Origin of the sequence: Streptomyces sp. NPDC088923 (genome assembly GCF_044749745.1) — a bacterium.
Taxonomy (GTDB): Bacteria; Actinomycetota; Actinomycetes; order Streptomycetales; family Streptomycetaceae; genus Streptomyces.
On record NZ_JBIVIO010000013.1, the window covers coordinates 80216 to 103409 of the forward strand.

The window sequence follows — 23194 nt, forward strand, 5'->3', positions numbered from 1 at the left end:
GGCGCGGGCCCCGTCAGGGTGCCGTCTCGCGCAGGTAGCGGGCGACGCGGGCCCGTCCCGCCGCGTGGGCCGCTTCGGGGTCCTCGACGGGGCGGACGCGGGTGTCGGGGAAGAGCAGGTACAGGACCTCGTCCTGTGTTCCCGCCGCCTGGGGGGCGCCGCCGAGACCGAGCGAGAGCGCGGCGGCGTACGAGGCCTCGCCGATGACGTCGACGGGGCCCGTGTCGCCGACGACGGCGTACCGGACCCGGCTGCCGTGCACGAGGACGGCGAGCGTGCCGCCCGTGACCCCCGAGGTGGCGGGACGCCAGCGCGCCGAGGGGCCGGGGACGACGACGTAGGGGACCTTGTCGGCGCTCAGCGGGCGCCCGTCGGAGCCGTTCCACGCGGTCGTCGCTTGGAAGTACGGGCCCGAGGCCGCGTTGCAGACGGGGCCGGGCCGCCCGTCGCAGTCGACGTCGAGGTCGGCGGTCCAGTGCAGCGTGCCGCCCTCGCCCGCGCACAGGGGCACTTCGGGCGCGCGCGCCGCGTCGCGGCGGAAGAGCCCGGCGGAGATTTGCCGGCAGGAGTGGGCGGCGCGGGAGCGGAGGGCGCCCGCGGTGACCGGGGCGGGGCGGGGAGTGGGGGGCCGCGAGGCCGTCGGGGAGGCGGAGGGGGACGGCGAGGTGGCGGGGGCCTCGGTGGGGGACGCGGGAGCGGTAGGGGCCGGGGGCCGCGTCGCGCGCGAGGCGAGGGTGGGGGTGCGGGGCGGGGGCGGTGTCCGGGGCGAGGCGGCGGGGGCCGGGGGCGCCGGGCGGGACGCGGGGGTGGCGGGAGGGCCGCCGCGGAGCGGCCCGGTGCGTGGCGGTGGTGTCGCGCGCGGGACGGGCGGCCCGGGGTGCGGGGACGCCCGGAGGGGCGCCGGGGGCGCGGGCGCCCCCGCGGGAGGGGGCGGAGCGGGGGGCGCGCAGGCGAGGGGGACGAGGGAGAGGGCCACGGCGAGCAGGGCTTGGCAGGACCTGCGGGCGGCGGCCCCCGGCCGCGGGCACGACGGCATCGAGGACGTCAACCGATCTCCAGCGAACGCACGAACGGATGAACAAACCGTCGGGGACGCTAACCCCCCGCCGCCCCGGGCCCGGCTGAGCCGGGGCGTGACGCGCGGGAGGTCACCCGGCTACCGGTACGGCGGTGGGGCCGCCCGGGCCCCTCAGGCGCCCGCTCCCCCGTCCACCGGCAGGATCGCGCCGGTCACCATCGACGCCCGGTCGCTCAGCAGCCACGCCGCCGCCTCCGCCACCTCGCGGGGCTCGGCCATGCGGCCCAGCGGGACCGTGGAGGTGATGCTGTCGACGACGCCGGGGGTCGCCGCCTCCCACGCGTCGATCATCTCCGTCGCCGTGCCGCCCGGCGTGATGCCGTTGACGCGGATGCCCTCGCGCGCCCAGGTCACGGCGGCGCTCTCGGTGATGCTGTTGAGGGCGCGCTTCATCGCGCCGTAGGCGGGAAGCGCCGGGTTGGCGCGGCGGCTGCCGATGCTGGACGTGTTGACGATCGCTCCGCCGCCGGAGCGCCGCATGAGCGCGGCCTCCGCGTTCATGGCGGTCCAGTGCGCGCGGAAGTTGACGGCGAACTGCTCCTCGATCACCTCGTCCGCCGTCGTGTCGAGCGGACCGGGCTCCTGGCCCGCCGCACCGTTGTTGAAGGCGCCGTCGAGGCGGCCGTGCAGCTCCGCGACGCGGTCGACGGCCGCGCGGATGCTCGCGGGATCGGCGAGGTCCAGCGGGACGGCGTCGGCGACGCCGCCGCCGTCGCGGATCTCCTTGACGATCACGTCGAGCGCCGCCGTGCCGCGTGCCGCGAGGACGACGGAGGCGCCCTCGGCCGCGAAGAGGCGGGCCGCCGCCGCGCCGATGCCGCGGCTGGCGCCGGTGACGAGGACGACCTTGCCGGTGAGGAGGCCGAGGGGGGTGTGCGCGCTGTTCTCTGTCATGCCCTCAGCCTCGGCCACGCGCCGTGCCGGATACAGGCACAAGCGGTACCAGGATGCCGCCGCGCGCGGGGAGGACACTGGGCGTATGGACAAGCAGGAGCTGGGTGCCTTTCTCCGCAGCCGCCGCGAGCGGCTGCTCCCCTCGGACGTCGGTCTCCCCGCGGGCCCGCGCCGCCGTACCCCGGGGCTGCGGCGCGAGGAGGCCGCGGTGCTCGCGCACATCTCCACTGAGTACTACGTACGGCTCGAACAGGGCCGCGCGCCCCGCCCCTCCGGCGAGGTCCTCGCCGGGATCGCGGGCGCGCTGCGTCTCACGGAGGCGGAGGCGGCACACCTGCACGTGCTGGCCGGGACCCTGCCCGTGCACGACACCGCGCCCGAGCGGGAGGTGCGGCCGAGCATCCTCGCGCTCCTGCGACGGCTGCCGCACACGGCGGGGTTCGTCCTCTCGGCGACGTTCGAGGTGCTCGCGTGGAACGATCTCGCCGCCGCGCTCATGGAGGACTTCGGGACGCTCGACCGCGCGGAGCGCAACCTGGCGCGCCGGGCGTTCCTCGCCCCGGAGGAGCCCGGCGCGCCGCTGTACGGGATCTCCGACGCCGCCGAGTTCCGCCACCACGTCGTCACCGAGCTGCGGGCCGCTCTCGCCCGTTATCCGAAGGATGCCGGTGTGACGGGGCTGATCGACGAACTGCGCGCGGGTTCCCCGGACTTCGCGCGGTTGTGGGAGCGGCACGACGTGCAGGCCGCGCACGTCCTCACGAAGACGTTCCACCACCCGCTCGCCGGGGAGGTCACCGTCGACTGCGACATCCTCGGCCTCGACGGGAGCGGGCAGCGGCTCGTGCTCTACAGCGCGCCGCAGGGGTCCCCGAGCGCCGAGGCGCTGGCGTTCCTGGGCGTGCTGGGGGCGGAGGCGGGCCGGGGCCGCTGAGGGTCCCCGGCCCGGGAGAGGGCGTCGGGCCGCGGCGGTCCGGCGTCCTCCCCGCGCTCAGTGGGCGAAGCCCCAGTCCAGCACCTTCGTGGCATCGTCGAAGCGGCCCGTGTCGTCGCCCAGGATGACGCCGATCAGGGTGCGGTTGTCGCGCTCGGCGGCGAAGACGACGCAGTAGCCGTCCTCCGGGCCGCTGCCGGTCTTGACGCCGAGGGCCCCGTCGTAGGTGCTCAGCAGTTCGTTGGTGTTGTTCCAGGTGTAGTACCGGGTGTGGCCGTTGGCCGCGGGTGCCTCGGTCTTGTACTGCGTGTTCTTGACGACCTCGGCGAACACCGGCTGGAGCATGGCACGCTGGCCGAGCTTGGCGAGGTCGCGGGCCGTGCTGTGGCCGTTGCCCTCGTTGATGCCGTCGACCGAGTCGAAGTGCGTTCCCTTGAGGCCGAGTTGCTGCGCCTCGGCGTTCATCTGCGCGATGAAGTCGGCGATCCGCGCCTCCTCGGTGTCCCCGTTGCCGAAGTTGTCGGCCAGGGCGCGGGCGGCGTCGGCGCCGGAGGGGATCAGCATGGCGTGCAGGAGCTGCCGGGCCGTCAGGGTGTCCCCGGTCTGGAGGTCCGCCGTGCTGGCGCCGACCTTCGCCACGTAGTCGCGGTACTCCTGCTTGACGGTGATCTGCCGGTCGAGCCACTCGGGGTGCTTGAGCACCACGACCGCCGTCATGATCTTGGTGGTGCTGGCCACCGGCACGCTCTCGTCGGCCTTGGCCCCGGCCCACAGCTCCCGCTCCTGGCTGCCGTCGCGCGCGTCCAGGAGGAAGGCGTGGTCGGCCTTGATGGCGGGGCCGGCCTGCTCGTCCGTCCGGGCGGCCGTTCCCTGGTCCGTCTCGGTGGCCGTGGCGTGCGGGGTGTCGTCCGGGGTGGCGGCCTGCGCCAGTCCTGCGGCACCGATCGGGAGCGCCGCTCCCACGAGGGCGACCGAGGCGATGCGGACACCGGTGCGGTGAAAGCGGTTGGGACGGGCGTGTGCACCCATGAAGTCTTTTTCCTCCTACCGGCGTGGACGCCGGACCGTACGTGCCCGGGGCCCGGCGGGCGTGACGCCGGCCGCGACGCCCGGGATGGCCCCCGGGAACGTCCCGGGGATACACCACTCAGACGATCATGGCGGGCACGTTTCGCTCAAGGAACCGCATGATCTCGTCACAGGGCCCACACGCGACGGTCCGATCATCACCATGTGGGACAAAACCTGCGGCGGGTTCAGTGCCGGATCAGGCCCCCGACCGGGACGGGCGCCACGTGCCCGGTCGGCGGGCGCTCGCGCGCCAGGGCCAGGCCGACATCGACGAGGGAGGAACGGACGAGCGCCGGGACGTCCGCGAGCGGGGTCCACACAGACTCCGCGATCGCGCCGCCGGGTTCGGGGCGCGGGGTGCCACCCGTGACGCGGACCTCGTAGAAGACGCCCACGTTCTGGTGGTCGGACAGGCCGGGCGCGGGACGCTCGGCGGCCGGGATGAACCGGGAGTCGACGCCGAGGAGCCGCTCCACGACCGCCGTGCACCCCGTCTCCTCGGCGACCTCGCGCAGCACCGCGTCGAAAGGGTCCTCCGCGTGCTCGACCCGGCCGCCGGGCAGGGTCCAGGTGCTCCCGCCGCCCGGCGGGGCGTGCCGGGCGAGCAGCACGCGGTTCTCCCGGAGGCACACGGCGTACGCGGCGAGGCGGAGGCTCATCCGGGGACCGTAGCAGGACGGCCCGTCAGCCCAGTTCGCCGAGCACCACCTCCGCCAGCGGTCCCGCCGACGCCGGGTTCTGACCGGTGTGCAGGGTGCGGTCGCTCACCGTCTTCGGGGCCCAGGGCTCCCCCTCCTGGACGTCGGTGCCGAGGGCGGTCAGGCGGTCCTGGAGGAGCCAGGGAGCGCGGGAGGCGAGGCCCGACCCCGTCTCCTCGGCGTTGGTGAACGCGGTGAGGCGGTAGCCCGCGAAGGGGCTGTTCCCCTCGGCGTCCGCCGTGGCGAGGAGCGCGGCGGGGCCGTGGCAGACGAGGGCGAGCGGCTGCCCGGAGGCGAGGGAGCGGGTGAGCAGGGCCGCCGAGTCGGGGTCGTGGGAGAGGTCCTCCATGGGGCCGTGGCCGCCGGGGTAGAAGACGGCGGCGTACGCCTGCGGGTCGGTGCCGGCGAGGGGACGCGGGCGCAGCAGCGGGGTCATCGTGTCGAGCGCCGCGCGCAGCCGTTCGGCGCCCTCGGCGCCGCCCGTGAAGGAGGGGTCGAGGCTCAGCGGGTCGACGGTCGGGACGACCGCTCCGGGCGTCGCGACCTCGACGTCGTACCCGGCCTCGGTGAACACGCTCCACGGCGCGACGGCCTCGTCGGCCCAGAAGCCGGTGGGGTGGCGGGTGCCGTCGGCGAGGGTCCAGTGGTCGGTGCCGGTGAGGACGAAGAGGATCGTGGGCATGAGGGGCTCCTTGGTACGGGGGGTCAGGGGGTTCTTGTGCCCCGGCCGGTACGGGTCACGGGGTCCCTGCCCGTGCGGGCGCCCGGGTCCCGGCGGGGCTGGGCCGGAAGGATGAGGTCTTCACCTGCGCGGCGGCAGCCGGGGGCCGCGCGGGTGCGGTGGGCCCGGCGCGGACGTGGGCTGGGCAGCGGCCCGCACGGTCCTCCCGTCGCGCGCCCGCCCGGGCGCCGCCGTGCCGCGCCCGAGGACGGTCCCCATGCCTTGCGCGACTTCCCTGACAGCGACCGTGCTGGGCGCCTGCGCCCTGCTGACGTTCACCCCCCGCGCCCACGCGGACGGCGCCCCGGCGCGGGACCCCGTGACGGTCCGCGCGCAGGGCTCGACGGTCCGCCTCACGACGTCGGCGTGCCCTCGGGGCGGCACGGCGACCCTCGTCCCCGTGGGGCGCGGCGCGGCGGACGCGGGCTACGCGGTGGACCTGGCGCCCGGTGGTCGTGTCCGTACCGCCTCGTGGCTCGCGGTCGACGACGGGCGGTACGCGGCCCGGGTGCGGTGCGCCGACGGGACGCGGCTGAGCGGGTCCGCCGTCCGGGTGCCGGGGCCCGTACCGTCCCCCAGCGTGACTCCGGAGCCGGAGGGCACGGGCACGAAGGGGTCCCCGGTGCCGCATCGCAGTGGGCCGGCGACGGCGAGCGCGTCGCCCTTGGACCCGTACGCGGACGCGGGGATGGCGGAGTCCCCGGCGGGCGTACCCGGTGAGATGCCGAAGGGCGGGGTGCGGGGCGGGCTCGGCGGCAGCGCGAAGGCGGAGCGGGACGCGCCCGGCGCCTTCGACGCGGGGATCGCGCTCGTCGCGGCGGGGGGCGTGGGGGCGCTGGTGTGGTGGCTGCGCAGGCGGGTGTGGGGGCGGTGAGGGGCGGCTCACGGACGGAGGGCCGCGGCCGGGACGGGCATCGGGCGCTCACCGGTTCGGCTCCGCCCGTGCGGCCGGTCCCCGCCGCGTTTCAGCTCCGCCGCTCCCCCGGCAGCGCCTCGGCGATCCAGCCGATGGGCAGTTCCTCGTTGTCGACCGTGACCGCCTCGACCGCGTCGTTGTCGGGATTGATGTCGGCCTCGACGCCCTCGCCCGCGAAGCGCGGATAGCCGCTCGTCCCCTCGGCGCCCGTGGGGCGGACGACCGCGCGGCGCAGTTCCGTGCCGTGGTCGAGGTGTCCCGCCTCGTCGGTGACCTGGGGCTTGAGCACGACGGTGTACGTGGGATCGGCTGGCGTCGGTGTCATGGGCCCGGAGTCTAGGACGGCCGGGCGCGGGGGCCGGGGCGCCGCGCCCGGCCCGCGCCCCCTAAGAGCGCCGCACGGCCGGGGAGGCGTCGTGCCGGAAGGCCGTGCGTGGCGCGGTCCCCGGCGCGAGACTGGGCGCATGGCGATTCGGCGCAGCGCGGGCCTGCTGGTGCACCGCACGACGAACGAGGCGGGGCTCCAGGTGCTGCTCGGGCACATGGGCGGTCCGCTGTGGGCGCGCAAGGACGCGGGGGCCTGGTCGGTCCCGAAGGGCGAGTACACCGAGGAGGAGGCGCCACTCGACGCGGCGGTGCGCGAGTTCGCCGAGGAGCTGGGCGCCCCTGCCCCGCCGGGGCCGTACACGCCGCTCGGCGAGGTCCGGCAGGGCGGCGGCAAGCACGTGACGGTGTGGGCCGTGGGCGGGGACTTCGACCCGGCGGCGCTGCGCCCGGGGACGTTCACGATGGAGTGGCCGCCGCGTTCGGGGCGGCGCCAGGAGTTCCCCGAGCTGGACCGGGTCGGGTGGTTCGCTCCCGAGGAGGCGCGCGGGAAACTCGTGAAGGCGCAGGGCGCGTTCGTGGACCGGCTTCTGGAACACCTGGGCTGAGGCGGCCGGGGCATTCGGTCTCGCACGCGGGGCAGGTGTCCCGTACGGCCCCGTTTGCACGCCTGTCGCAGGCGCGCGAGCGTGGGAGAGGACGAGTACCTGCCAGGAGGAGAGCCATGCCCATCGCGACGGTGAACCCGGCCGACGGCGAGACGGTCCAGACGTTCGACGCGCTGTCCGGGGACGAGGTGGAACGGCGGCTCGCGCGCGCGGACCGCACGTTCGCCACGTACCGTACGACGTCCTTCGCCGAGCGCGCGCGGCTGCTGCGCGCGGCCGCCGATCTCCTGGAGAAGGAGGAGGCGGAGATCGGGCGGACGATGACCCTGGAGATGGGCAAGACGTACGCGGCGGCGCGCGCCGAGGCGGCGAAGTGCGTCAAGGCGATGCGCTGGTACGCGGACCGCGCCGAGGGCCTGCTCGCCGACGAGCACCCGGAGCAGGGCGACGTGGAGGACTCGGGGGCGCGCGCCGCGCGGGTCGTGTACCGGCCGCTGGGGGTCGTGCTCGCGGTCATGCCGTGGAACTTCCCGCTGTGGCAGGTCGTGCGCTTCGCCGCGCCCGCGCTGATGGCGGGGAACGTGGGGTTGCTCAAGCACGCGTCGAACGTCCCGCGGACCGCGCTCTACCTGGGCGATCTCTTCCGTCGCGCGGGCTTCCCCGAGGGCGCCTTCCAGACGCTCCTGGTGCCCTCGTCGGCGATCGAGGCGATCCTGCGCGATCCGCGCGTGAAGGCGGCGACGCTCACGGGGAGCGAGCCGGCCGGGCGCTCGGTGGCCTCGATCGCGGGCGACGAGATCAAGCGGACGGTCCTGGAGCTGGGCGGCAGCGACCCGTACCTCGTCCTGCCCTCGGCGGACGTCGGGAAGGCGGCGCGCACGGCGGTGACGGCACGCGTGCAGAACAACGGGCAGTCGTGCATCGCGGCGAAGCGCTTCCTCGTGCACGCGGACGTGTACGAGGAGTTCGCACGTGACTTCGTCGCAGGGGTCGCGGCGCTGCGGGTCGGCGACCCGATGGACGAGACCACGGACGTGGGACCGCTCTCCAGCGAGCGGGGCCGGGCGGACCTGGAGGAGCTGGTGGACGACGCGGTCGCGAAGGGCGCGCGCGTCCTGACCGGCGGGAAGCGGCCCGAGGACCGCTCGGCGGGCTGGTTCTACGAGCCGACGGTGCTCGCGGACATCACGCCGGACATGCGCATCCACCGCGAGGAGACCTTCGGGCCGGTCGCGACGCTCTACCGCTTCGCCGACCTGGACGAGGGCATCCGCCTCGCGAACGACACGTCGTTCGGGCTCAGCTCCAACGTGTGGACGCGGGACGCCGCCGAGAAGGAGCGCTGCGTGCGCGACATCGAGGCGGGCGGGGTGTTCTTCAACGGCATGACGGCCTCGCACCCGGCGCTCCCCTTCGGCGGCGTCAAGCGCTCGGGGTACGGGCGCGAGCTGGCGGGGCACGGGATCAAGGAGTTCTGCAACGCGACGACCGTGTGGGAGGGTCCCGAGGACTGAGGGGTCTTCCGGGACGGGAGGACTTCCCGCGGTACGGGAGGGGGCGCCCAGGGACGGCCGGGGCGCCCCCTCCCGTACCGCACGCCCTCAGTCCCCCTCCCCCGCCAGTCCCGCGAGGATCTTGTCCGGCGTGAGCGGCAGGTCCCTGAAGCGGACGCCCGTCGCGTGGTGGACGGCGTTGGCGAGGGCGGCGGCGGTGCCGACGATGCCGATCTCGCCGATGCCCTTGCTGCCCATCGGGTTGAGGTGCGGGTCCTCCTCGTCGAGCCAGTCCGCCTCGATGTCCGGCGTGTCGGCGCAGGCCGGCACGTGGTAGGCGGCGAGGTCGGCCTCGACGAAGGCGCCCGAGGCCGGGTCGAGCGAGCTGCCCTCGGTGAGGGCCATGCCGAGGCCCATGACCATGCCGCCCCTGAACTGGGAGCGGGCGGTACGCGAGTTGAGGATGCGGCCCGCCGCGTAGTGGCCGAGCAGGCGCCGGGCGCGCACCTCGCCGGTCACGGTGTCGACCTGGACCTCGGCGAAGTGGGCGCCGAAGGCGTGCCGCGCGTACGGGGACTCGGCGCCCGCGAGGTCGGTCGTGTCGGAGGTGACGGTGAGCCCTTCGGCGGGGACGGAACCACCGGTCTCACCGAGTGCTTCGAGGAGTTCCGTGCACGCCTGGTGGACGGCCCAGCCCCAGGATGCCGTGCCGGAGGAGCCGCCCGCGAGCGGGGCGCGGGGCAGGTCGCTGTCGCCGAGGGCGAGCGTGACGCGGTCGAGCGGGACGCCGAGCGCGTCGGCGGCGATCTGCGCGAGGACGGTGCGGGCGCCCGTACCGATGTCGGTGGCGTTGATCCGTACCGCGTACGTCCCGTCGGGGCGCGCGGTGACCTCGGCCGTCGACGGCGAGACGAGGACGGGGTACGTCGCCGCAGCCACGCCGGTGCCGAGCAGGAGGCGCCCCTCGCGGCGCACGCCGGGGCGCGGGTCGCGGTCGTGCCAGCCGAAGCGCTCCGCGCCTTCGCGCAGGCACTCGACGAGGTGGCGGCTGCTGAAGGGGCGGCCGGAGTCGGGCTCCGTGGCGGGCTCGTTGCGCACCCGTAGCGCGACGGGGTCGATCCCGGCGGCCTCGGCGAGTTCGTCCATCGCCGATTCGAGCGCGAACATGCCGGAGGCCTCGCCGGGGGCGCGCATCCAGGAGGGGCTGGGGACGTCGAGGGGCAGGACGCGGTGGGTCGTGCGGCTGTGGGGCGAGGTGTACATGACGCGGGCGGGGACGGCGGCCTGTTCGACGAACTCCTTGATCCGCGAGGTGTGCGTGATGATCTCGTGGGCCAGGGCGCTGATCGTGCCGTCCTCGGCGGCGCCGAGCCGCACGCGGTGCAGGGTCGGGGCGCGATGCCCGACGACGGCGGGCAACTGGCGGCGCGGCAGGGCGAGTTTGACGGGCCGCCCGACGTGCAGCGCCGCGAGTGCGGCGAGGACGGGTTGCGGGCGCGGGGTGCCCTTGGAGCCGAAGCCGCCGCCGACGTGCGGGGAGTGGACGGTGATGTCCTGTTCGGGCATGCCGAAGAGCGTGGCAAGGGCGGTGCGGACGGCGTTGGTGCCCTGGCTGCTGTCGTGGACGACGAGCCGGCCCCCCTCCCAGGTGGCCACGCTCGCGTGCGGCTCCATGGGGTGGTTGTGGAGCGGGGCGATGCGGTAGGTGCGGTCGACGCGGACGGGGGCTCCGGCGAAGGCGTCGGCGAAGTCGCCGCGTTCGCGGTCGGCGGGGTTGCCGCCGTTCGCGTCGTGCGGGCGGTAGATGCCGGGGTGTCCCGGGCGCAGTTCCACGTCGTGCGGGTCGGTCTCGTAGTCGACGCGCAGGGCGAGCGCCCCGGCGCGGGCCGCCTCCAGGGTCTCGGCGACGACGAGGGCGACGTACCAGCCGAAGTGCGGGACGCGCGGGTCCTGGAGGACGTGCAGCGTGGGGTCGTCGGGGACGGCGAGGGGGCGGGCGTTCTCGTGGCTGAGGACGGCGAGGACGCCGGGCAGGCGCAGGACCTCGGCGTCGTGCACGGCGGTGACGCGTCCGGAGGCGACGGTCCCGGGGACGGGCCAGGCGTGGACGAGGCGCGGTGGGAGGTGCTCGGCGGCGTATCGGGCGGTCCCGGTGACCTTGGCGCGGCCCTCGGCGCGCGGGACGCCGGTGCCGAGGACGGGGGCGGGGGTGTTCACGGCTGCGGCTCCGGGGCGGTCTGGGCGGTGGCGAGGTCGGCGAGGGTCGCGACGGCGAGTTCCCTGGCGAGGGGGACCTTGAAGGCGTTGTCGGCTTGGGGGTCCGCCTGGGCGAGTTCGGCGTCGGCGGCGCGGCGGAAGGTCTCCTCGTCGGCGCGGGCCCCGGTGAGGACGTCCTCGGCGCGCAGGGCTCGCCAGGGCCGGGGCGCGACGCCGCCGAGGGCGAGCCTGGCCTGCCGGACGGTGCCGTCGGCATCGAGGCGCAGGACGGCGGCGACCGAGACGAGGGCGAAGGCGTAGGAGGCGCGGTCGCGGGCCTTGCGGTACGCCGAGGGGGCCTGGGCGGTGGCGGGCGGCAGCGTGACGGCGGTGATGAGTTCGCCGGGGGCGAGGGTCGTGTCGCGTTCGGGGTGGGCACCCGGCAGGCGGTGGAGTTCGGTGACGGGGAGGGTACGGGTGCCCTCGGGTCCCTCGACGGTGAGTTCGGCGTCGAGCGCGGCGAGGGCGACGGCCATGTCGGAGGGGTGGGTCGCGACGCAGGAGGGGGAGGCGCCGAGGATCGCCAGGTCGCGGCTGTGGCCTTCGATCGCGGCGCAACCGCTGCCGGGGGCACGTTTGTTGCAGGGCTGGGCGAGGTCCTGGAAGTAGGGGCAGCGGGTGCGCTGGAGGAGGTTGCCGCCGGTCGTGGCGGCGTTGCGGAGCTGCCCGGACGCGCCGGCGAGGAGGGCCTGCGAGAGGACGGGCCAGTCGGCGCGGACGCGGGGGTGCGCGGCGAGGTCGCTGTTGCGGACGTTGGCACCGACGCGCAGGCCGTTCTCGGGGGTGTCCTCGATGGTGTCGAGCGGCAGGGCGCTGAGGTCGACGAGGGTCGCGGGGGTCTCGACGCCGAGTTTCATGAGGTCGACGAGGTTGGTGCCGCCGCCGAGGTAGCGTGCCGCCGGTCCGCGTGTGTGGGCCTCGATCGCCTCGGGAACGGTGCGGGCGCGGACGTAGCCGAAGGGTTTCACCGGGCGGCCTCCGCGACGGCGCGGACGAGGTGCGGGTAGGCGCCGCAGCGGCACAGGTTGCCGCTGAGCCGTTCGCGGATCTCGGCGTCGTCGAGCGGTACGGGCCCGGGCGGGCGGCCGGGCGGTGTGACGAGCGAGGGGTGTCCGGCCTCGGCCTCGGCGAGGACGCCGAGCGCGGAGCAGAGCTGGCCGGGGGTGCAGTAGCCGCACTGGTAGGCGTCGTGGGCGAGGAACGCCTCCTGGAGCGGGTGCAGGCGCTCCCCGTCCGCGAGTCCCTCGACGGTGGTGACCTCGGTGTCCTGGCACGTGACGGCGAGGACGAGGCAGCTGTTGACGCGTCGTCCGCCGAGGAGGACGGTGCAGGCGCCGCACTGGCCGTGGTCGCAGCCCTTCTTGGTGCCGGTGAGGCCGAGGTGTTCGCGCAGCAGGTCGATGAGCGCGGTGCGGTGGTCGAGGGCGGGAACCTCGTACACGGTGCCGTTGACACGGAGGGTGAGGTCCGAGTGGTGGAGGCTCTCGGCGCTGAAGCGGGGCTCGGCGGGGGCGTTCTCCGGCTGGGGCACGGGCTTCCTTTCCTGGGTACGCGGTCGGGCGGCCGTCCGGCGGGCCGCCTCGGGCTGGGGCGTCCCGCTCCTGGTCACGGGGGTGCGGGGGCCGTGGTGCCGGGTCAAGACTGCGGTGGCGCGGGCTCCGAGGCCCGCCGGGCACGGGCGGGAGGGGGCCCCGTCACTCGACTGCCACACGCGGCGGCGAGGAGCGTGACCCGTTGTGTGCCCGCGCGTTGGAGAGGGCACAGCGGTCACGGGGTGTGGCCGCTGCCTCTTGGAAGGAATACAGACATGTCGCGTATCGCGAAGACCGCCGCCGTTCTCGCGGGCACGGGTGCCCTGGTCGCCGCCGGCGCGGGCCTCGCCGCCGCCGACGCCGGTGCCCAGGGCCTGGCCGCCGGTTCCCCGGGCGTCCTGTCGGGCAACGCCGTGCAGGTCCCGGTCCACATCCCCGTGAACCTCTGCGGCAACACGATCGACGTCATCGGTCTGCTCAACCCGGCGTTCGGCAACACCTGCGCCAACGTCGACGGCGGCCACGACCACGGTGGCTACGGCGACGAGGGCTACGGCAACTGAGCCGACCGGCCCCGTTGTGACGGCGGGCCGACCGGGCACCCGTGCGATCCGGTCGGCACCCGCCGGTGACGAGGAACGGCCCCGGAGCGCGCTCGCGCTCCGGGGCCGCCGCGCGTTGGTTCACGCGTACCGGTAGATCCCGCTGTGGTCGAGCAGTTCCGAGGGCTTCACGTCCCACGGGGGCATGGGGTCCCCCAGGGTCGGGACGCGGCCCCGCTGGGAGTTGCCGAGCGGGAGCGGCCGGTCGGGCAGGTAGCCGGAGCGGGGGTTGGCCTGCTGCCAGCGGGACCAGACGAGGTCGACGAAGGCGTGGTGGAGCCAGAAGACGGGATCGTTGGGCGAGGCGCCGCTGAGCATCGTGCCGCCGACCCAGCGGTGGACGCGGTTGTGGTTGCGCCAGCGCGCGTTGCCCCGGCCGCTGCCCCAGCCCTCCAGCTTGTTGCGGAAGCCGCGCGAGGCGGTGGAGTCCCAGGGCGGCGAGTCGTACGTGGGGTCGGAGACGGCCTCGTCCAGGTCGCGTGCGGTGGGCAGGTCCATGGGGTCCTGGGGGCGGCCGAAGGCGCGGCGCAGGTAGGGGCGGTCGTCGGTGGACTCGGTGAGGGTCCAGTCGCCGCGGGCGTGGGCGAAGGCCCCGGTGGTGACCTGCTCGTCGGAGGCGCGCCCGTTCCCGCCGAGGAAGTCCTCGCGCCACAGCGCGGCCTTGGCGGTGCGGTCCTTCGTCCAGTCCCAGTAGGGGACGGTGACGCGCGCGTCGATCTTGCGCAGGTCGCGTTCGAACTCCAGGAGGAACCGGCGGTGCCAGGGCAGGAAGGAGGGCGTCATGTGGGCGGCGCGCAGGCCCTTGGAGCCGTCGGAGGTGTAGTAGCGGATGTGGGTGCGGACGTAGTCGTCGTAGCGCCCCGAGCGTTTGAGCGCGAGCACGGCGGCGACGAAGCGTTCGCGTTCGGCGGCGCTCAGGTCGCGCTGGTTCTTGCGGGTGTACGTCATCGGGCGGTCTCTCCTGCGGGTCACTTGGCCGCGCGTCAGGCGCCGTACGCGGGGGTGCTGAGCCGGGCGCCGCCGAGTTCGTCGACGGCGGCGCGCGCCGCGGCCCGGGGGCTGGGGTACGAGGTGAAGTGGTCGACGGCGCTGACGAAGCCACCGCCCGCGCGGGGCATGAGGTGCAGGGCGCGGCCGTCGATCGTGGCCCAGTCGGGGCCGTACGCGAGGCGCCTGCCCCGGTAGGTCTCGGCGGCCGCGGCACCCGGAGCCGGTGCGGCGGTCTCGCCGGTGGTGCGCAGGAGCGGGGCGAGGGCGCCCGCGGTCCCGGCGAGACCGGTGAGGGCGAGGAGGGCGCCCAGGAGGCCGCGGCGGTGGGGGCGCGGGGGCGCGGAAGGTGCGGGCGGTGTGGCCTCTGGGGGTGCGGAGGGGGCCTCGGGGAGCGGTGCGTGTTCGAGGGGGGTGAGTGCGGCCATACGGGCGGGGCTCCGTCCTCGTCGTCGAGTGCGCTGGTGGGGGCGGGGGTGCCACCCGCCGGGCACAACGAGCGGTGCGGGGCGCGGTTGCTCGCCCGTACGGCTTCATCGGTCAGGGTCCGAAGGCGGGAGAGGCGTGGGAGGGGCCGTGAAAGCCCTCAATTCCTGGTGAATCGCCCTGGATAACAAGGAATCAGGAAACAGGAGTTGAAGGCAATGAGCGGCCAAAAACCCATCCGTGCACAGGACTTGACGTGTTCGTAACATCGGTGAAGCATCGTCACGCACAGTCCGCGACCCTTGGAGTGGCGCAGATGCCCTTTCCCCCCACGAAGTCCCGCACCGATCCCCCCACCGGTTCTCCCCACAGAACCGCCGGGTCCCCCCGTTCGCGCGGCTGGCGCCGCGCGACCGTACTCACCGCCGTCTCGGCCCTGCTCACGCCGCTGTTCCTGCTCGCACCCACGGGGCAGGCGACGGCGGCGGACCTGCCGGGCGGCGGGGACCTCGGGCCCAACGTGAGGGTCTTCGACCCCTCGACCCCCGATATCCAGGGTCAGGTCGACACGATCTTCAAGCAGCAGGAGTCCGCCCAGTTCGGCGACGGGCGCTACCAGCTTCTGTTCAAGCCCGGCACGTACGACAACCTCAATGTCCAACTCGGCTTCTACACCTCGATATCCGGGCTCGGCATGAGCCCGGACGACACCACCTTCAACGGTGACGTCACCGTGGACGCGGGCTGGTTCAACGGCAACGCGACGCAGAACTTCTGGCGTTCGGCGGAGAACCTGGCGCTCAACCCCGTCAACGGCACGGACCGCTGGGCCGTCGCGCAGGCCGCGCCGTTCCGCCGGATGCACGTCAAGGGCGGGCTCAACCTCGCCCCGGACGGGTACGGCTGGGCCAGTGGCGGCTACATCGCCGACAGCAAGATCGACGGCGAGGTCGGCCCGTACTCGCAGCAGCAGTGGTACACGCGTGACAGCACGGTCGGCGGGTGGACCAACGGCGTGTGGAACATGGTGTTCTCGGGGGTGAACGGCGCCCCGGCGCAGGGCTTCCCCGAGCCGCCGTACACCACCTTGGACTCGACGCCCGTCTCGCGCGAGAAGCCGTTCCTGTACCTGGACGGGAACGACTACAAGGTGTTCGTCCCCGCCAAGCGGGAGAACGCGCGGGGCACCACCTGGGAGGGCGGCAACCCGGCGGGCGAGTCCCTCTCGCTCGACCAGTTCTACGTGGTCAAGCCCGGTACGAGCGCCGACACGATCAACCAGGCCGTCGAGCAGGGCCTGCACCTGCTCTTCACGCCGGGCGTGTACCACGTGGACAAGCCGATCGAGATCAACCGTCCCGACACGGTCGTGCTCGGCCTCGGCTACGCGACGATCGTGCCGGACGGCGGCGCGACCGCGTTGCGCGTCGGCGACGTGGACGGCGTGAAGGTGGCCGGTCTCCTCGTGGACGCGGGCACCACCAAGTCGGACGCGCTCGTCGAGGTCGGCACGAAGGGGACGCACACCGATCACGCGGCGAACCCCACCTCGCTCCAGGACGTCTTCATCCGGGTCGGCGGCGCCGGTCCCGGCAAGGCGGACAACGGCATGGTGATCAACAGTGACGACACGATCATCGACCACACCTGGATCTGGCGGGCCGACCACGGCGACGGGGTCGGCTGGGAGACCAACCGCGCGGACTACGGGTTCACGGTGAACGGCGACGACGTCCTCGCGACGGGGCTGTTCGTCGAGCACTTCAACAAGTACGACGTGCTGTGGAACGGTGAGCGCGGGCGCACGATCTTCTTCCAGAACGAGAAGGCGTACGACGCGCCGAACCAGGCCGCTGTCCAGGACGGCACCACGAAGGGCTTCGCGGCGTACAAGGTCGCGGACTCGGTGCAGACCCACGAGGGCTGGGGGCTCGGCAGTTACTGCAACTTCACCGCCGATTCCTCGATCCAGCAGGACAACGGTTTCCAGGCCCCGGCCAATCCGGGCGTGAAGTTCCACGACCTGCTCGTGGTCTCGCTCGGCGGCATGGGCCAGTACAACCACGTCATCAACGATGTCGGCGGCGCCACCTCGGGCACCGACACGATCCCCTCGCAGGTGGTGTCCTGGCCGTAGGGCCCGGCAGCCAGCACCCCGAGGACAGCCGGGGCCCGGTCACCTTCGCCGGACGGTGACCGGGCCCCGGCCCGTGTCGTGGCAGGGGCGGCGGTACGGGGCGCGGCGGTCCGGCGCGTACCGGCTGCGCTCAGCGGCCCCCCGTCACCCGCAGGACCGCGCCGGTCGCGTACGAGGACTCGGGCGACAGGAACCAGGCGACGGCGGCGGCGATCTCGGAGAGTTCACCGATGCGCCGCAGCGGAACCCCGGCGGCCATCCGCGCCGGGCGCTCCGGGTCGGGGTGGAAGTCGGTCACCACGGCGCCGGGGGCGACGGAGTTGACGCGGATGCCGGAGGGGCCGACCTCCTTGGAGAGCCCGATGGTGAACGCGTCGACGGCGGCCTTGCTCGCCGCGTAGTGGATGAACTCGCCGGGCGAGCCGAGCGTCGCGGCGCCGGAGGAGATGTTGACGATCGCGCCTTGGATGCCGTCGCGCTCCCAGTCGCGCACGGCGCGGCGCGCGCACAGCAGACAGCCGAGGACGTTGACGTCGAGTGCGCGGCGCATCCCTGCGGCGTCGGCGTCGGCGAGCCTGCCGATCGGGCCGCTGACACCCGCGTTGTTGACGAGCCCGGTGACCGGGCCGAGCGCGCTGGCCGCCTCGTCGAAGAGCCGCTCGACGTCGGCCTCGTCGGCGGTGTCCCCGCCGATGGCGACGGCCTTCACGCCCCGGGCCCGCGCGTCCTCGGCGACGGCCTCGGCCTCCTCGCGGCCCGCGTGGTAGCCCACCGCGACATGGTGGCCCTCGTCGGCGAGCCGCGCCACGACGGCGGCGCCGATCCCCCGGCTGCCCCCGGTGACCACGGTGACCTGCTGACCGGACATGACCCCTCCGCATGACTCGCTCGCTGTGGCCCACACTCTAGACAGGACGTCACCTGCCAAGACGCCCGGCCCCGGCACGCGCGAGGCGTACCGGGGCCGGGCGGGGGCACCGAGCCGGGGAGGTGGCTCGGCGCGGGCTCAGCGCCTGCGGAAGGACTTCAGGTAGCCGCCGGCCGGGGTGCCGACGCCGGTGACGTCGTCGTAGCCGGGGACCGCCTTGAGCGAGGCGTCCTTGCCGAGGACCCGCAGCGTGGTCCTCGTTCCGTCGCTGTCGTCGTAGCTGTTGACGTAGTCGGTGCGGACGACCGCGAGCCCCTTGCCCTGGCCGAGCGGGCTGTCGGTGACGTCGTGGTAGGCCGAGGTGCCGTACCGGTCGTAGATCGCCGGGTTGGCGAAGCCGATCGGGACACCGTGCTGCGCCTGCTGCGCGAGGGCCTGCACACCGGCGACGACGGGCGCGGCGAGGGACGTGCCGCCGATGCGGTACTCGCTGTACTGGAGCGAGCCGTCGGGGAAGGTCTGCGTCTGGCCCACGAGGAAGCCGGTGTTCGGGTCGGCGACCGCGGCGATGTCGGGGACGGTGCGCATGGCCTTCTCGCCACCCGCCTTGGCGAGTTTCCCGGGCACCACTCCGCGCTGGTAGAACGGCTGCGCGATGAGCTTGCTGGTGCCGCCGCCCGCGCCGGAGGTGTAGGCGCCGGGGAAGCCCGTCCAGGAGTCGCCGTCCGCGGCGAGCGGGGCGTTCTGTGTGCCCCAGCCGGTCTCCCACTGGTACTTGTCGCCCTTGCCGACCGCGAGCGAGGTGCCGCCCACGGCGGTGACCCACGCGGAGTTCGTCGGCATGTCGACCTGCTTCGTCCCGCTCGACGCGACGTTGTCGCCGTTGTCGCCGGAGGAGAAGTAGAAGCCGATGCCCTCGACCGCGCCGCGCTGGAACACCTGGTCGTAGGCGGCGGCACTGGCCGTCGTCTCGTTCGACTCCAGGTCGCCCCAGGAGTTGGAGACGATGTCCGCGAGGCGCCCGTCGACGACCTTGTTGAGCGAGTCGAGCAGGTCGTCGTCGTAGCAGGAGGCGGCACCGGCGTAGACGATGTTCGCGTCCGGGGCGACGGCGTGCACGGCCTCGACGTCGAGGGTCTCCTCGCCGTACCAGCCGGAGGCGCCGCATTCCTCGGTGCTGTTGTAGTCCGTGGGCAGGACCTGGGTGAGCTGGCCCTTGCGGTACTTCTGGTCGCCGTTGCGCTTGGCGTACTGGCTCGCGTCGGCGGCGATGGTGGGCGAGGCGTAGGCGTCGGTGATGGCGACGGTGACGCCCTTGCCGGTCTCCTTGCCCGCGCCGTACGCGGCACGCAGCTGCTTGCCCGTGTAGCCCTTGACGGCGTACGGGGCCTTCGAGCCGAAGGCCGAGGGCAGCTTCTTGTTCGTCTTCGAGCCGAAGTACGTGGAGAAGGGCCCGGCGTTGCGGAAGACGGCGTCCGGCGGGGGCAGTGTCTCGTCGTGCCGCGCCTTGTGCGGGGCGTTGTCGAGACCCGTCACGGTGAGGACGGCGCCGTGCAGCGAGGCCGGCACCGAGGGGGCCGAGAGCGGCGCGTGGTAGGTGTGGCCGCTACGCGCGTAGTTGTGCAGCTTGGTGGAGAAGGCGCGCTCGACGGCGGAGGCCCGGCCGCTGACGGTCAGGTAGTTCTGGTTCTGCTCGGTGACCTTGAGCCCGGCACCGTGCAGCCAGGACGTGATCTCGCTGATCTGCCGCGCGTCGGCGCCGAATCGCTCCTGCGTCTGCCGCGCGGTGAGGTACTTGCCGTAGGAGGGCGAGGAGGGGTCGGAGACCTGGGTGGCGTAGCGGGCGAGGCCCGCCGCGTCACGCCCGGCCAGGTAGACCCGGACGGTGAGCTGCTTGCCCGCGGACAGGGCGCCGCGGTCGGCGGAGCCCTTGGCCCAGTGCGGAGTGAGTCCGGCGAGGGTCTGACGGTTGGCGGAGTGGCCGGAGTCGGCGGACGCCGCGGGAACGGCGAGCGCGAGACACCCGACGGCCAGCGGCAGCGCGGCGGCCCGCACCAGCGCGGCGCGCGAACGGGGACGAACAGGTCTCATGAAACCCCCTGGGGTGACGGAGGGATGAGGTGCGGTCTTCCAGGACACGGCCGCACGCATCGTTCACTCTGTCGATCAAGTGTTCACGTGGGGTCCATGCGTTGGTCTGGGAAGTACCAAGGGCGGACCACGGCAACGCCAAAGCGTCCCTCAAGTAGGCCCGCCACAAAGGGACATGACGCCCTTTCCGGCACCACTCCCCCGCCTCACGCCACCCCGCACACCTCTCCGTACACGCGTATTGTACATTTGTTCTTATGAAGCAGGAGGACAGCCCCGGCACCGATCCGGGAAAGAGTGGGCCACGGCGCCCGCGCCGACACGATCCGGCGCGCAGGACGCGTGTGCTCGACGCGACGCTCGGCGTGCTCGTGAGCGACGGCGCCGCCGGAATCACCCACCGCAAGGTGGCCGCCCGCGCCGACGTCCCGCTCGGCTCCGTCACGTACCACTTCGCGAGCCTCGCCGAGCTGCGGGCCGCCGCCTTCGCCCGCTACGTCGCCCTGCGCACCGAGGAGTTCGCCGCCGCCTTCGCGGAGGTACGGGACCGGGCGGGGCTGCTCGACGCGCTCGTCGCACAGGTGCGGGAGGCGACGGAGCGGCGGCGGAGCGCCGTCCTGGGCTTCGAGCTGCACCTCGCCGCGCTCCGCGACCCGGGGCTGCGGGCGCTCACCGAGGAGTGGACGGCGGCGAGCCGCGCCGTCCTCGCCCGCTTCACCGGCCCGGCGACGGCGAGCCGCCTCGACGCGCTCCTGGAGGGCCTGATCCTGCGCGCCCTGCTCGCCACCGCTCCCGAGCCCGAGGAGGAGACGCGCGCCGCGCTCTCCGGGCTCCTCGGCCTGCCCGCCTGACCACCACCCCTACGACATCGCGGAGTTCCCCGTGCCCGACCGCCCCCTCCTCGCCGTCCCCGACGCCGCGCTCGACGACCTGCGGGCCCGCTTGCGCGCCGCGCGCCTGCCCCGGGCCTGGCCGGGCGTCGCCCCGTGGGCGGCGGGCACCGAGCCCGCGGAGCTGCGGCGGCTCGTCACGTACTGGGCGGAGGGCTTCGACTGGCGCGCCCGCGAGAGAGAACTCAACGCGCTGCCCTCGCACTTCGCCGACATCGACGGCACCCCGGTGCACTACCTGCGCTTCGACGCCGAACGAGCGGACGCGCTGCCGCTGGTCCTGACCCACGGCTGGCCCAGTTCCGTGCTCGAACTCGTCCCGCTCGCCCGCCGCCTCGCCGAGCCCTCGCGCCACGGCGGCGCCTCCCGCGACGCCTTCACTGTCATCGTGCCCTCGCTCCCCGGCTTCGCCTTCTCACCCCCGCGTCCCGCGCTCGGCGGTGCGCGGCAGACGCACGAGGTGTGGCACCGCCTGATGCGCGAACACCTTGGCTTCACGCGGTACGGGGCGCACGGCGGCGACCTCGGGGCGGGCATCACGGCACGGCTCGCCGAGGCGTACCCGCGGGAGGTCACCGGCATCCACGTCCTCGCGGTACCCGCGCCCGCGGAGCCGGAGGGCCTGGACGCCGAGGAGCGCGCGTATCTCGACGAGGTCGCGCGGTGGCAGCGCGGCGAGGGCGGCTACCAGCACGAGCAGAGCACGCGCCCGCTCACGCTGAGTCCCGCTCTCGCGGACTCCCCCGCCGGGCTCCTCGCCTGGATCGTGGAGAAGTACCGCGCCTGGACGGACTGCGGCGGGGAGCTGCGCACGCGGATGAGCGACGACTACGTCCTGACGCAGGCGTCGCTGTACTGGTTCACGGACACGATCTCCACCTCGTTCCTGCCCTACTGGGAGTACGACCAGGGTGTGACCCGCCGCGTCACGCGTGTCCCCGTCCCCGCCGCCGTGGCCGTCTTCCCCGCCGACCTGACCCGTCCGCCGCGCCGCTGGGCGGAGCGCACTCTCGACGTCGCGCGCTACACCGCCATGCCGCGGGGCGGTCACTTCGCGGCATGGGAGGAACCGGAGCTTCTCGCCGCGGACTTGAGGGAGTTCTTCCAGGGCGTCCAAGCCGCGTCCTGAGCCCCTGTCACGATGCGGACGCCTCGGCGCCGGTCCCGTAGCGCTCCGCCGCTGCGCGGGCGTGGGCCGCGCAGCGGGCGCGCAGGGTGGGCGGGGCGAGGACCTCCGCGTCGGCGCCGAGGGGGGCGAGCTGCTCGAAGGCGACGTCCTCGGACTCGGTGGGGACCGTGACGGTGACGCGGCCGTCCGGGGCCGGTGGGCCGGGTATCGGCCCGTCGGTGCTCGCCGGGCCGAGCGCGGCGGGCAGGCGGCGCAGTCCCTCGGGGGTCAGGCGCAGCGTGACGGGGGTGCGCAGCAGGGCGCGGGCGAAGCGCTCCGCCTCGGCGCGCCAGTGGGCGGCGAGGTCGAAGGAGGCCACACGCGTGAAGGGCTCGCCCGGTTCGAGCGCCGTGAGGCGTTCGACGCGGTACGTGCGCCACGCGGCCGTACGCGTGCCCTCGCCGGGGACCCGCCCGACCGCGTACCAGACCCCGGCTTTGAGGACGAGCCCGTACGGCTCGTAGAGGCGGCTGATGGTGCGGGCGGGGCGGTCCTCGCGCGCGGGGCGCGCGTAGCGGAGACGGACCGTGCGGTCGTCCCACACGGCGCGGGCGAGGTCCGGGAGGAGCGGGGGCGCGACCGGTTCGCGGAACCAGGCGGGGGCGTCGAGGTGGAAGCGGCGGACGGAGGACTCGGCGGCGGCGCGCAGCGAGGGGAGCAGGGTGGCGGCGAGCTTGAGGCGCGCGGTGCCCGCCGCCTGGGCGAGGCCGAGGTCGGCGAGCGCGGTGGGCAGCCCGCCGAGGTAGAGGGTCTCGGCCTCGGTGGGGTGCAGGCTCGTGAGGCGGGTGCGGTGCCCCGGGGCGAGGTGGTAGCCGCCCGCCCGGCCGCGCTCGGCCCGTACCGGTATGCCCGCCTCCTGGAGCGCCCGCGCGTCGCGGATCACGGTGCGTTCGGAGACCTCCAGCTCGCGCGCGAGCGCGGCGGCGGTGAGGCCGGGCGAGGACTGGACGAGCAGGGCCATGCGCAGGAGGCGGGCGGCGCGCATCGGCTCAGAGCGCCGCGGCGTTCCGGCCGTCCACGTCGGCCTGGGTGCGCGCGAACCAGGCGGACTCCTCCGTATCGAGCGCGCGCTCGATGCGGAAGAGCGAGAAGCGCTCCAGCGGCGGGAGGGCGTCGAGCGCGAACCAGCCGACCTCCAGGGACTCCTCGTCGGCGACGAACGCCTCGCCGCCCGTGGCGCGGCAGCGGAAGGTGATGTCGAGGAACTGGCAGCGGTCGCCGTTGGGGTAGACGATCGGCTTGAGGGTCTCGACGAGGACGAGGCGCTCGGCCTCGCAGTGCACTCCGGTCTCCTCCAGGACCTCGCGGACGATGGTCTCGGCGGGCTGCTCGTCCGGTTCGCAGATCCCGGCGGGCAGTGCCCATCTGCCGGTGTCGGCGCGGCGTCCGAGGAGGAGGCGTCCCGCGTCGTCGAGGACGACGCCGTTGACGCCGGGCAGGAGGAGAAGATCCTGGCCGATCTTCTCGCGCAGGCCGAGGATGAATTCCGGAGTGGGCATG

23 protein-coding genes are annotated in these 23194 nt (G+C 74.4%); 8 read left to right on the forward strand and 15 right to left on the reverse strand.

The genetic code is table 11. The features are described from left to right. Positions 1-13: 13 nt before the first annotated feature. Complete coding sequence (locus ACIP4O_RS30145; RefSeq protein ID WP_401579320.1) at positions 14-511, reverse strand: glycoside hydrolase family 75 protein; 498 nt, start codon at positions 509-511, stop codon at positions 14-16. 678 nt (positions 512-1189) lie between these two features. Next, on the reverse strand, positions 1190-1972 hold the full coding sequence (locus ACIP4O_RS30150; protein ID WP_401579322.1) for an SDR family NAD(P)-dependent oxidoreductase: 783 nt from the start codon (positions 1970-1972) through the stop codon (positions 1190-1192). Positions 1973-2057: 85 nt separating this feature from the next. Between ACIP4O_RS30150 and ACIP4O_RS30155 the strand changes: the two genes are divergently transcribed. Then, the gene (locus ACIP4O_RS30155) at positions 2058-2906 is read left to right on the forward strand and encodes a helix-turn-helix transcriptional regulator (RefSeq protein WP_401579324.1); all 849 of its coding nucleotides are present in this window, start codon (positions 2058-2060) and stop codon (positions 2904-2906) included. Positions 2907-2963: 57 nt separating this feature from the next. Here ACIP4O_RS30155 and ACIP4O_RS30160 read toward each other — a convergent pair whose 3' ends face one another. The 3 genes from ACIP4O_RS30160 to ACIP4O_RS30170 all read right to left on the reverse strand — a co-directional run bounded on the left by ACIP4O_RS30160 (position 2964) and on the right by ACIP4O_RS30170 (position 5357). Further along, positions 2964-3935 carry a D-alanyl-D-alanine carboxypeptidase family protein gene (locus ACIP4O_RS30160; RefSeq protein ID WP_401579326.1) on the reverse strand — a complete coding sequence of 324 codons (972 nt, stop codon included), beginning with the start codon at positions 3933-3935 and terminating at the stop codon, positions 2964-2966. A gap of 227 nt (positions 3936-4162) precedes the next feature. Further along, a complete protein-coding gene (locus tag ACIP4O_RS30165) occupies positions 4163-4636 on the reverse strand; it encodes an NUDIX hydrolase (protein ID WP_401579328.1) in 474 nt (157 codons plus the stop codon). Positions 4637-4661: 25 nt separating this feature from the next. Next, positions 4662-5357 (reverse strand): type 1 glutamine amidotransferase domain-containing protein, encoded by a 696-nt coding sequence (locus tag ACIP4O_RS30170; RefSeq protein WP_401579329.1) that lies wholly within the window; start codon positions 5355-5357, stop codon positions 4662-4664. Positions 5358-5613: 256 nt separating this feature from the next. On the opposite strand from ACIP4O_RS30170, the gene ACIP4O_RS30175 reads away from it, so the two are divergent. Further along, positions 5614-6270, forward strand: a complete 657-nt coding sequence (locus ACIP4O_RS30175; protein WP_401579331.1) for a serine/threonine protein kinase — start codon at positions 5614-5616, stop codon at positions 6268-6270. 91 nt (positions 6271-6361) lie between these two features. Here ACIP4O_RS30175 and ACIP4O_RS30180 read toward each other — a convergent pair whose 3' ends face one another. Then, positions 6362-6637: a hypothetical protein gene (locus ACIP4O_RS30180; protein WP_401579333.1), complete on the reverse strand. Its 276-nt coding sequence runs from the start codon at positions 6635-6637 to the stop codon at positions 6362-6364. A gap of 139 nt (positions 6638-6776) precedes the next feature. Between ACIP4O_RS30180 and ACIP4O_RS30185 the strand changes: the two genes are divergently transcribed. After that, positions 6777-7244, forward strand: a complete 468-nt coding sequence (locus ACIP4O_RS30185) for an NUDIX domain-containing protein (RefSeq protein WP_401579335.1) — start codon at positions 6777-6779, stop codon at positions 7242-7244. Positions 7245-7360: 116 nt separating this feature from the next. Continuing rightward, the gene (locus ACIP4O_RS30190) at positions 7361-8758 is read left to right on the forward strand and encodes an NADP-dependent succinic semialdehyde dehydrogenase (RefSeq protein ID WP_401579337.1); all 1398 of its coding nucleotides are present in this window, start codon (positions 7361-7363) and stop codon (positions 8756-8758) included. Positions 8759-8845: 87 nt separating this feature from the next. Here the strand turns inward: ACIP4O_RS30190 and ACIP4O_RS30195 are convergent, their stop codons facing one another. From ACIP4O_RS30195 to ACIP4O_RS30205, 3 genes are read right to left on the reverse strand one after another with little or no spacing between them, the layout of a single operon-like run. Further along, on the reverse strand, positions 8846-10954 hold the full coding sequence (locus ACIP4O_RS30195; protein ID WP_401579339.1) for a xanthine dehydrogenase family protein molybdopterin-binding subunit: 2109 nt from the start codon (positions 10952-10954) through the stop codon (positions 8846-8848). Beyond that, positions 10951-11961, reverse strand: a complete 1011-nt coding sequence (locus ACIP4O_RS30200) for an FAD binding domain-containing protein (protein WP_401579341.1) — start codon at positions 11959-11961, stop codon at positions 10951-10953. Before ACIP4O_RS30200 ends, ACIP4O_RS30195 begins: the two co-directional genes overlap by 4 nt. Next, on the reverse strand, positions 11958-12524 hold the full coding sequence (locus ACIP4O_RS30205) for a (2Fe-2S)-binding protein (RefSeq protein WP_401579343.1): 567 nt from the start codon (positions 12522-12524) through the stop codon (positions 11958-11960). Before ACIP4O_RS30205 ends, ACIP4O_RS30200 begins: the two co-directional genes overlap by 4 nt. A 276-nt stretch (positions 12525-12800) precedes the next feature. Between ACIP4O_RS30205 and ACIP4O_RS30210 the strand changes: the two genes are divergently transcribed. Further along, a complete protein-coding gene (locus ACIP4O_RS30210; RefSeq protein WP_361333140.1) occupies positions 12801-13088 on the forward strand; it encodes a chaplin in 288 nt (95 codons plus the stop codon). 120 nt (positions 13089-13208) lie between these two features. Here the strand turns inward: ACIP4O_RS30210 and ACIP4O_RS30215 are convergent, their stop codons facing one another. Beyond that, positions 13209-14075 (reverse strand): tyrosinase family protein, encoded by an 867-nt coding sequence (locus ACIP4O_RS30215; RefSeq protein ID WP_401579345.1) that lies wholly within the window; start codon positions 14073-14075, stop codon positions 13209-13211. 35 nt (positions 14076-14110) lie between these two features. Further along, positions 14111-14542 carry a tyrosinase family oxidase copper chaperone gene (locus tag ACIP4O_RS30220; protein ID WP_401579347.1) on the reverse strand — a complete coding sequence of 144 codons (432 nt, stop codon included), beginning with the start codon at positions 14540-14542 and terminating at the stop codon, positions 14111-14113. A gap of 314 nt (positions 14543-14856) precedes the next feature. Between ACIP4O_RS30220 and ACIP4O_RS30225 the strand changes: the two genes are divergently transcribed. Further along, positions 14857-16677 (forward strand): coagulation factor 5/8 type domain-containing protein, encoded by a 1821-nt coding sequence (locus ACIP4O_RS30225; protein WP_401579349.1) that lies wholly within the window; start codon positions 14857-14859, stop codon positions 16675-16677. Between the two features lie 130 nt (positions 16678-16807). Here ACIP4O_RS30225 and ACIP4O_RS30230 read toward each other — a convergent pair whose 3' ends face one another. Both ACIP4O_RS30230 and ACIP4O_RS30235 read right to left on the reverse strand, forming a co-directional pair. After that, positions 16808-17545: an SDR family NAD(P)-dependent oxidoreductase gene (locus ACIP4O_RS30230; protein WP_401579351.1), complete on the reverse strand. Its 738-nt coding sequence runs from the start codon at positions 17543-17545 to the stop codon at positions 16808-16810. A gap of 138 nt (positions 17546-17683) precedes the next feature. Further along, entirely contained in the window at positions 17684-19636 is a 1953-nt protein-coding gene (locus ACIP4O_RS30235) for a protease pro-enzyme activation domain-containing protein (RefSeq protein WP_401579353.1), read from the reverse strand. Positions 19637-19893: 257 nt separating this feature from the next. Here ACIP4O_RS30235 and ACIP4O_RS30240 point away from each other — a divergent pair, with 257 nt between their 5' ends. Together ACIP4O_RS30240 and ACIP4O_RS30245 are read left to right on the forward strand one after the other, a co-directional pair. Beyond that, the gene (locus tag ACIP4O_RS30240; protein ID WP_401579355.1) at positions 19894-20487 is read left to right on the forward strand and encodes a TetR/AcrR family transcriptional regulator; all 594 of its coding nucleotides are present in this window, start codon (positions 19894-19896) and stop codon (positions 20485-20487) included. 31 nt (positions 20488-20518) lie between these two features. Further along, positions 20519-21655 (forward strand): epoxide hydrolase family protein, encoded by a 1137-nt coding sequence (locus ACIP4O_RS30245; RefSeq protein WP_401579356.1) that lies wholly within the window; start codon positions 20519-20521, stop codon positions 21653-21655. Between the two features lie 7 nt (positions 21656-21662). On the opposite strand, the gene ACIP4O_RS30250 is transcribed toward ACIP4O_RS30245, so the two are convergent. Then, positions 21663-22679 carry a helix-turn-helix transcriptional regulator gene (locus ACIP4O_RS30250; protein ID WP_401579358.1) on the reverse strand — a complete coding sequence of 339 codons (1017 nt, stop codon included), beginning with the start codon at positions 22677-22679 and terminating at the stop codon, positions 21663-21665. A gap of 4 nt (positions 22680-22683) precedes the next feature. Continuing rightward, positions 22684-23193 (reverse strand): NUDIX domain-containing protein, encoded by a 510-nt coding sequence (locus tag ACIP4O_RS30255; RefSeq protein WP_361333161.1) that lies wholly within the window; start codon positions 23191-23193, stop codon positions 22684-22686. Between the last annotated feature and the right edge of the window lies 1 nt (position 23194).

Excerpts from the sequence above, each read along its gene's own strand:
- ACIP4O_RS30215 (WP_401579345.1), bottom strand. The coding sequence starts at position 14,075 with ATGACGTACACCCGCAAGAACCAGCGCGACCTGAGCGCCGCCGAACGC.
- ACIP4O_RS30180 (WP_401579333.1), bottom strand. The coding sequence starts at position 6,637 with ATGACACCGACGCCAGCCGATCCCACGTACACCGTCGTGCTCAAGCCC.
- ACIP4O_RS30175 (WP_401579331.1), top strand. The coding sequence starts at position 5,614 with ATGCCTTGCGCGACTTCCCTGACAGCGACCGTGCTGGGCGCCTGCGCC.
- ACIP4O_RS30250 (WP_401579358.1), bottom strand. The coding sequence starts at position 22,679 with ATGCGCGCCGCCCGCCTCCTGCGCATGGCCCTGCTCGTCCAGTCCTCG.
- ACIP4O_RS30170 (WP_401579329.1), bottom strand. The coding sequence starts at position 5,357 with ATGCCCACGATCCTCTTCGTCCTCACCGGCACCGACCACTGGACCCTC.
- ACIP4O_RS30150 (WP_401579322.1), bottom strand. The coding sequence starts at position 1,972 with ATGACAGAGAACAGCGCGCACACCCCCCTCGGCCTCCTCACCGGCAAG.
- ACIP4O_RS30230 (WP_401579351.1), bottom strand. The coding sequence starts at position 17,545 with ATGTCCGGTCAGCAGGTCACCGTGGTCACCGGGGGCAGCCGGGGGATC.
- ACIP4O_RS30160 (WP_401579326.1), bottom strand. The coding sequence starts at position 3,935 with ATGGGTGCACACGCCCGTCCCAACCGCTTTCACCGCACCGGTGTCCGC.
- ACIP4O_RS30225 (WP_401579349.1), top strand. The coding sequence starts at position 14,857 with ATGCCCTTTCCCCCCACGAAGTCCCGCACCGATCCCCCCACCGGTTCT.
- ACIP4O_RS30220 (WP_401579347.1), bottom strand. The coding sequence starts at position 14,542 with ATGGCCGCACTCACCCCCCTCGAACACGCACCGCTCCCCGAGGCCCCC.
- ACIP4O_RS30165 (WP_401579328.1), bottom strand. The coding sequence starts at position 4,636 with ATGAGCCTCCGCCTCGCCGCGTACGCCGTGTGCCTCCGGGAGAACCGC.
- ACIP4O_RS30155 (WP_401579324.1), top strand. The coding sequence starts at position 2,058 with ATGGACAAGCAGGAGCTGGGTGCCTTTCTCCGCAGCCGCCGCGAGCGG.
- ACIP4O_RS30235 (WP_401579353.1), bottom strand. The coding sequence starts at position 19,636 with ATGAGACCTGTTCGTCCCCGTTCGCGCGCCGCGCTGGTGCGGGCCGCC.
- ACIP4O_RS30185 (WP_401579335.1), top strand. The coding sequence starts at position 6,777 with ATGGCGATTCGGCGCAGCGCGGGCCTGCTGGTGCACCGCACGACGAAC.
- ACIP4O_RS30210 (WP_361333140.1), top strand. The coding sequence starts at position 12,801 with ATGTCGCGTATCGCGAAGACCGCCGCCGTTCTCGCGGGCACGGGTGCC.
- ACIP4O_RS30190 (WP_401579337.1), top strand. The coding sequence starts at position 7,361 with ATGCCCATCGCGACGGTGAACCCGGCCGACGGCGAGACGGTCCAGACG.
- ACIP4O_RS30255 (WP_361333161.1), bottom strand. The coding sequence starts at position 23,193 with ATGCCCACTCCGGAATTCATCCTCGGCCTGCGCGAGAAGATCGGCCAG.
- ACIP4O_RS30240 (WP_401579355.1), top strand. The coding sequence starts at position 19,894 with ATGAAGCAGGAGGACAGCCCCGGCACCGATCCGGGAAAGAGTGGGCCA.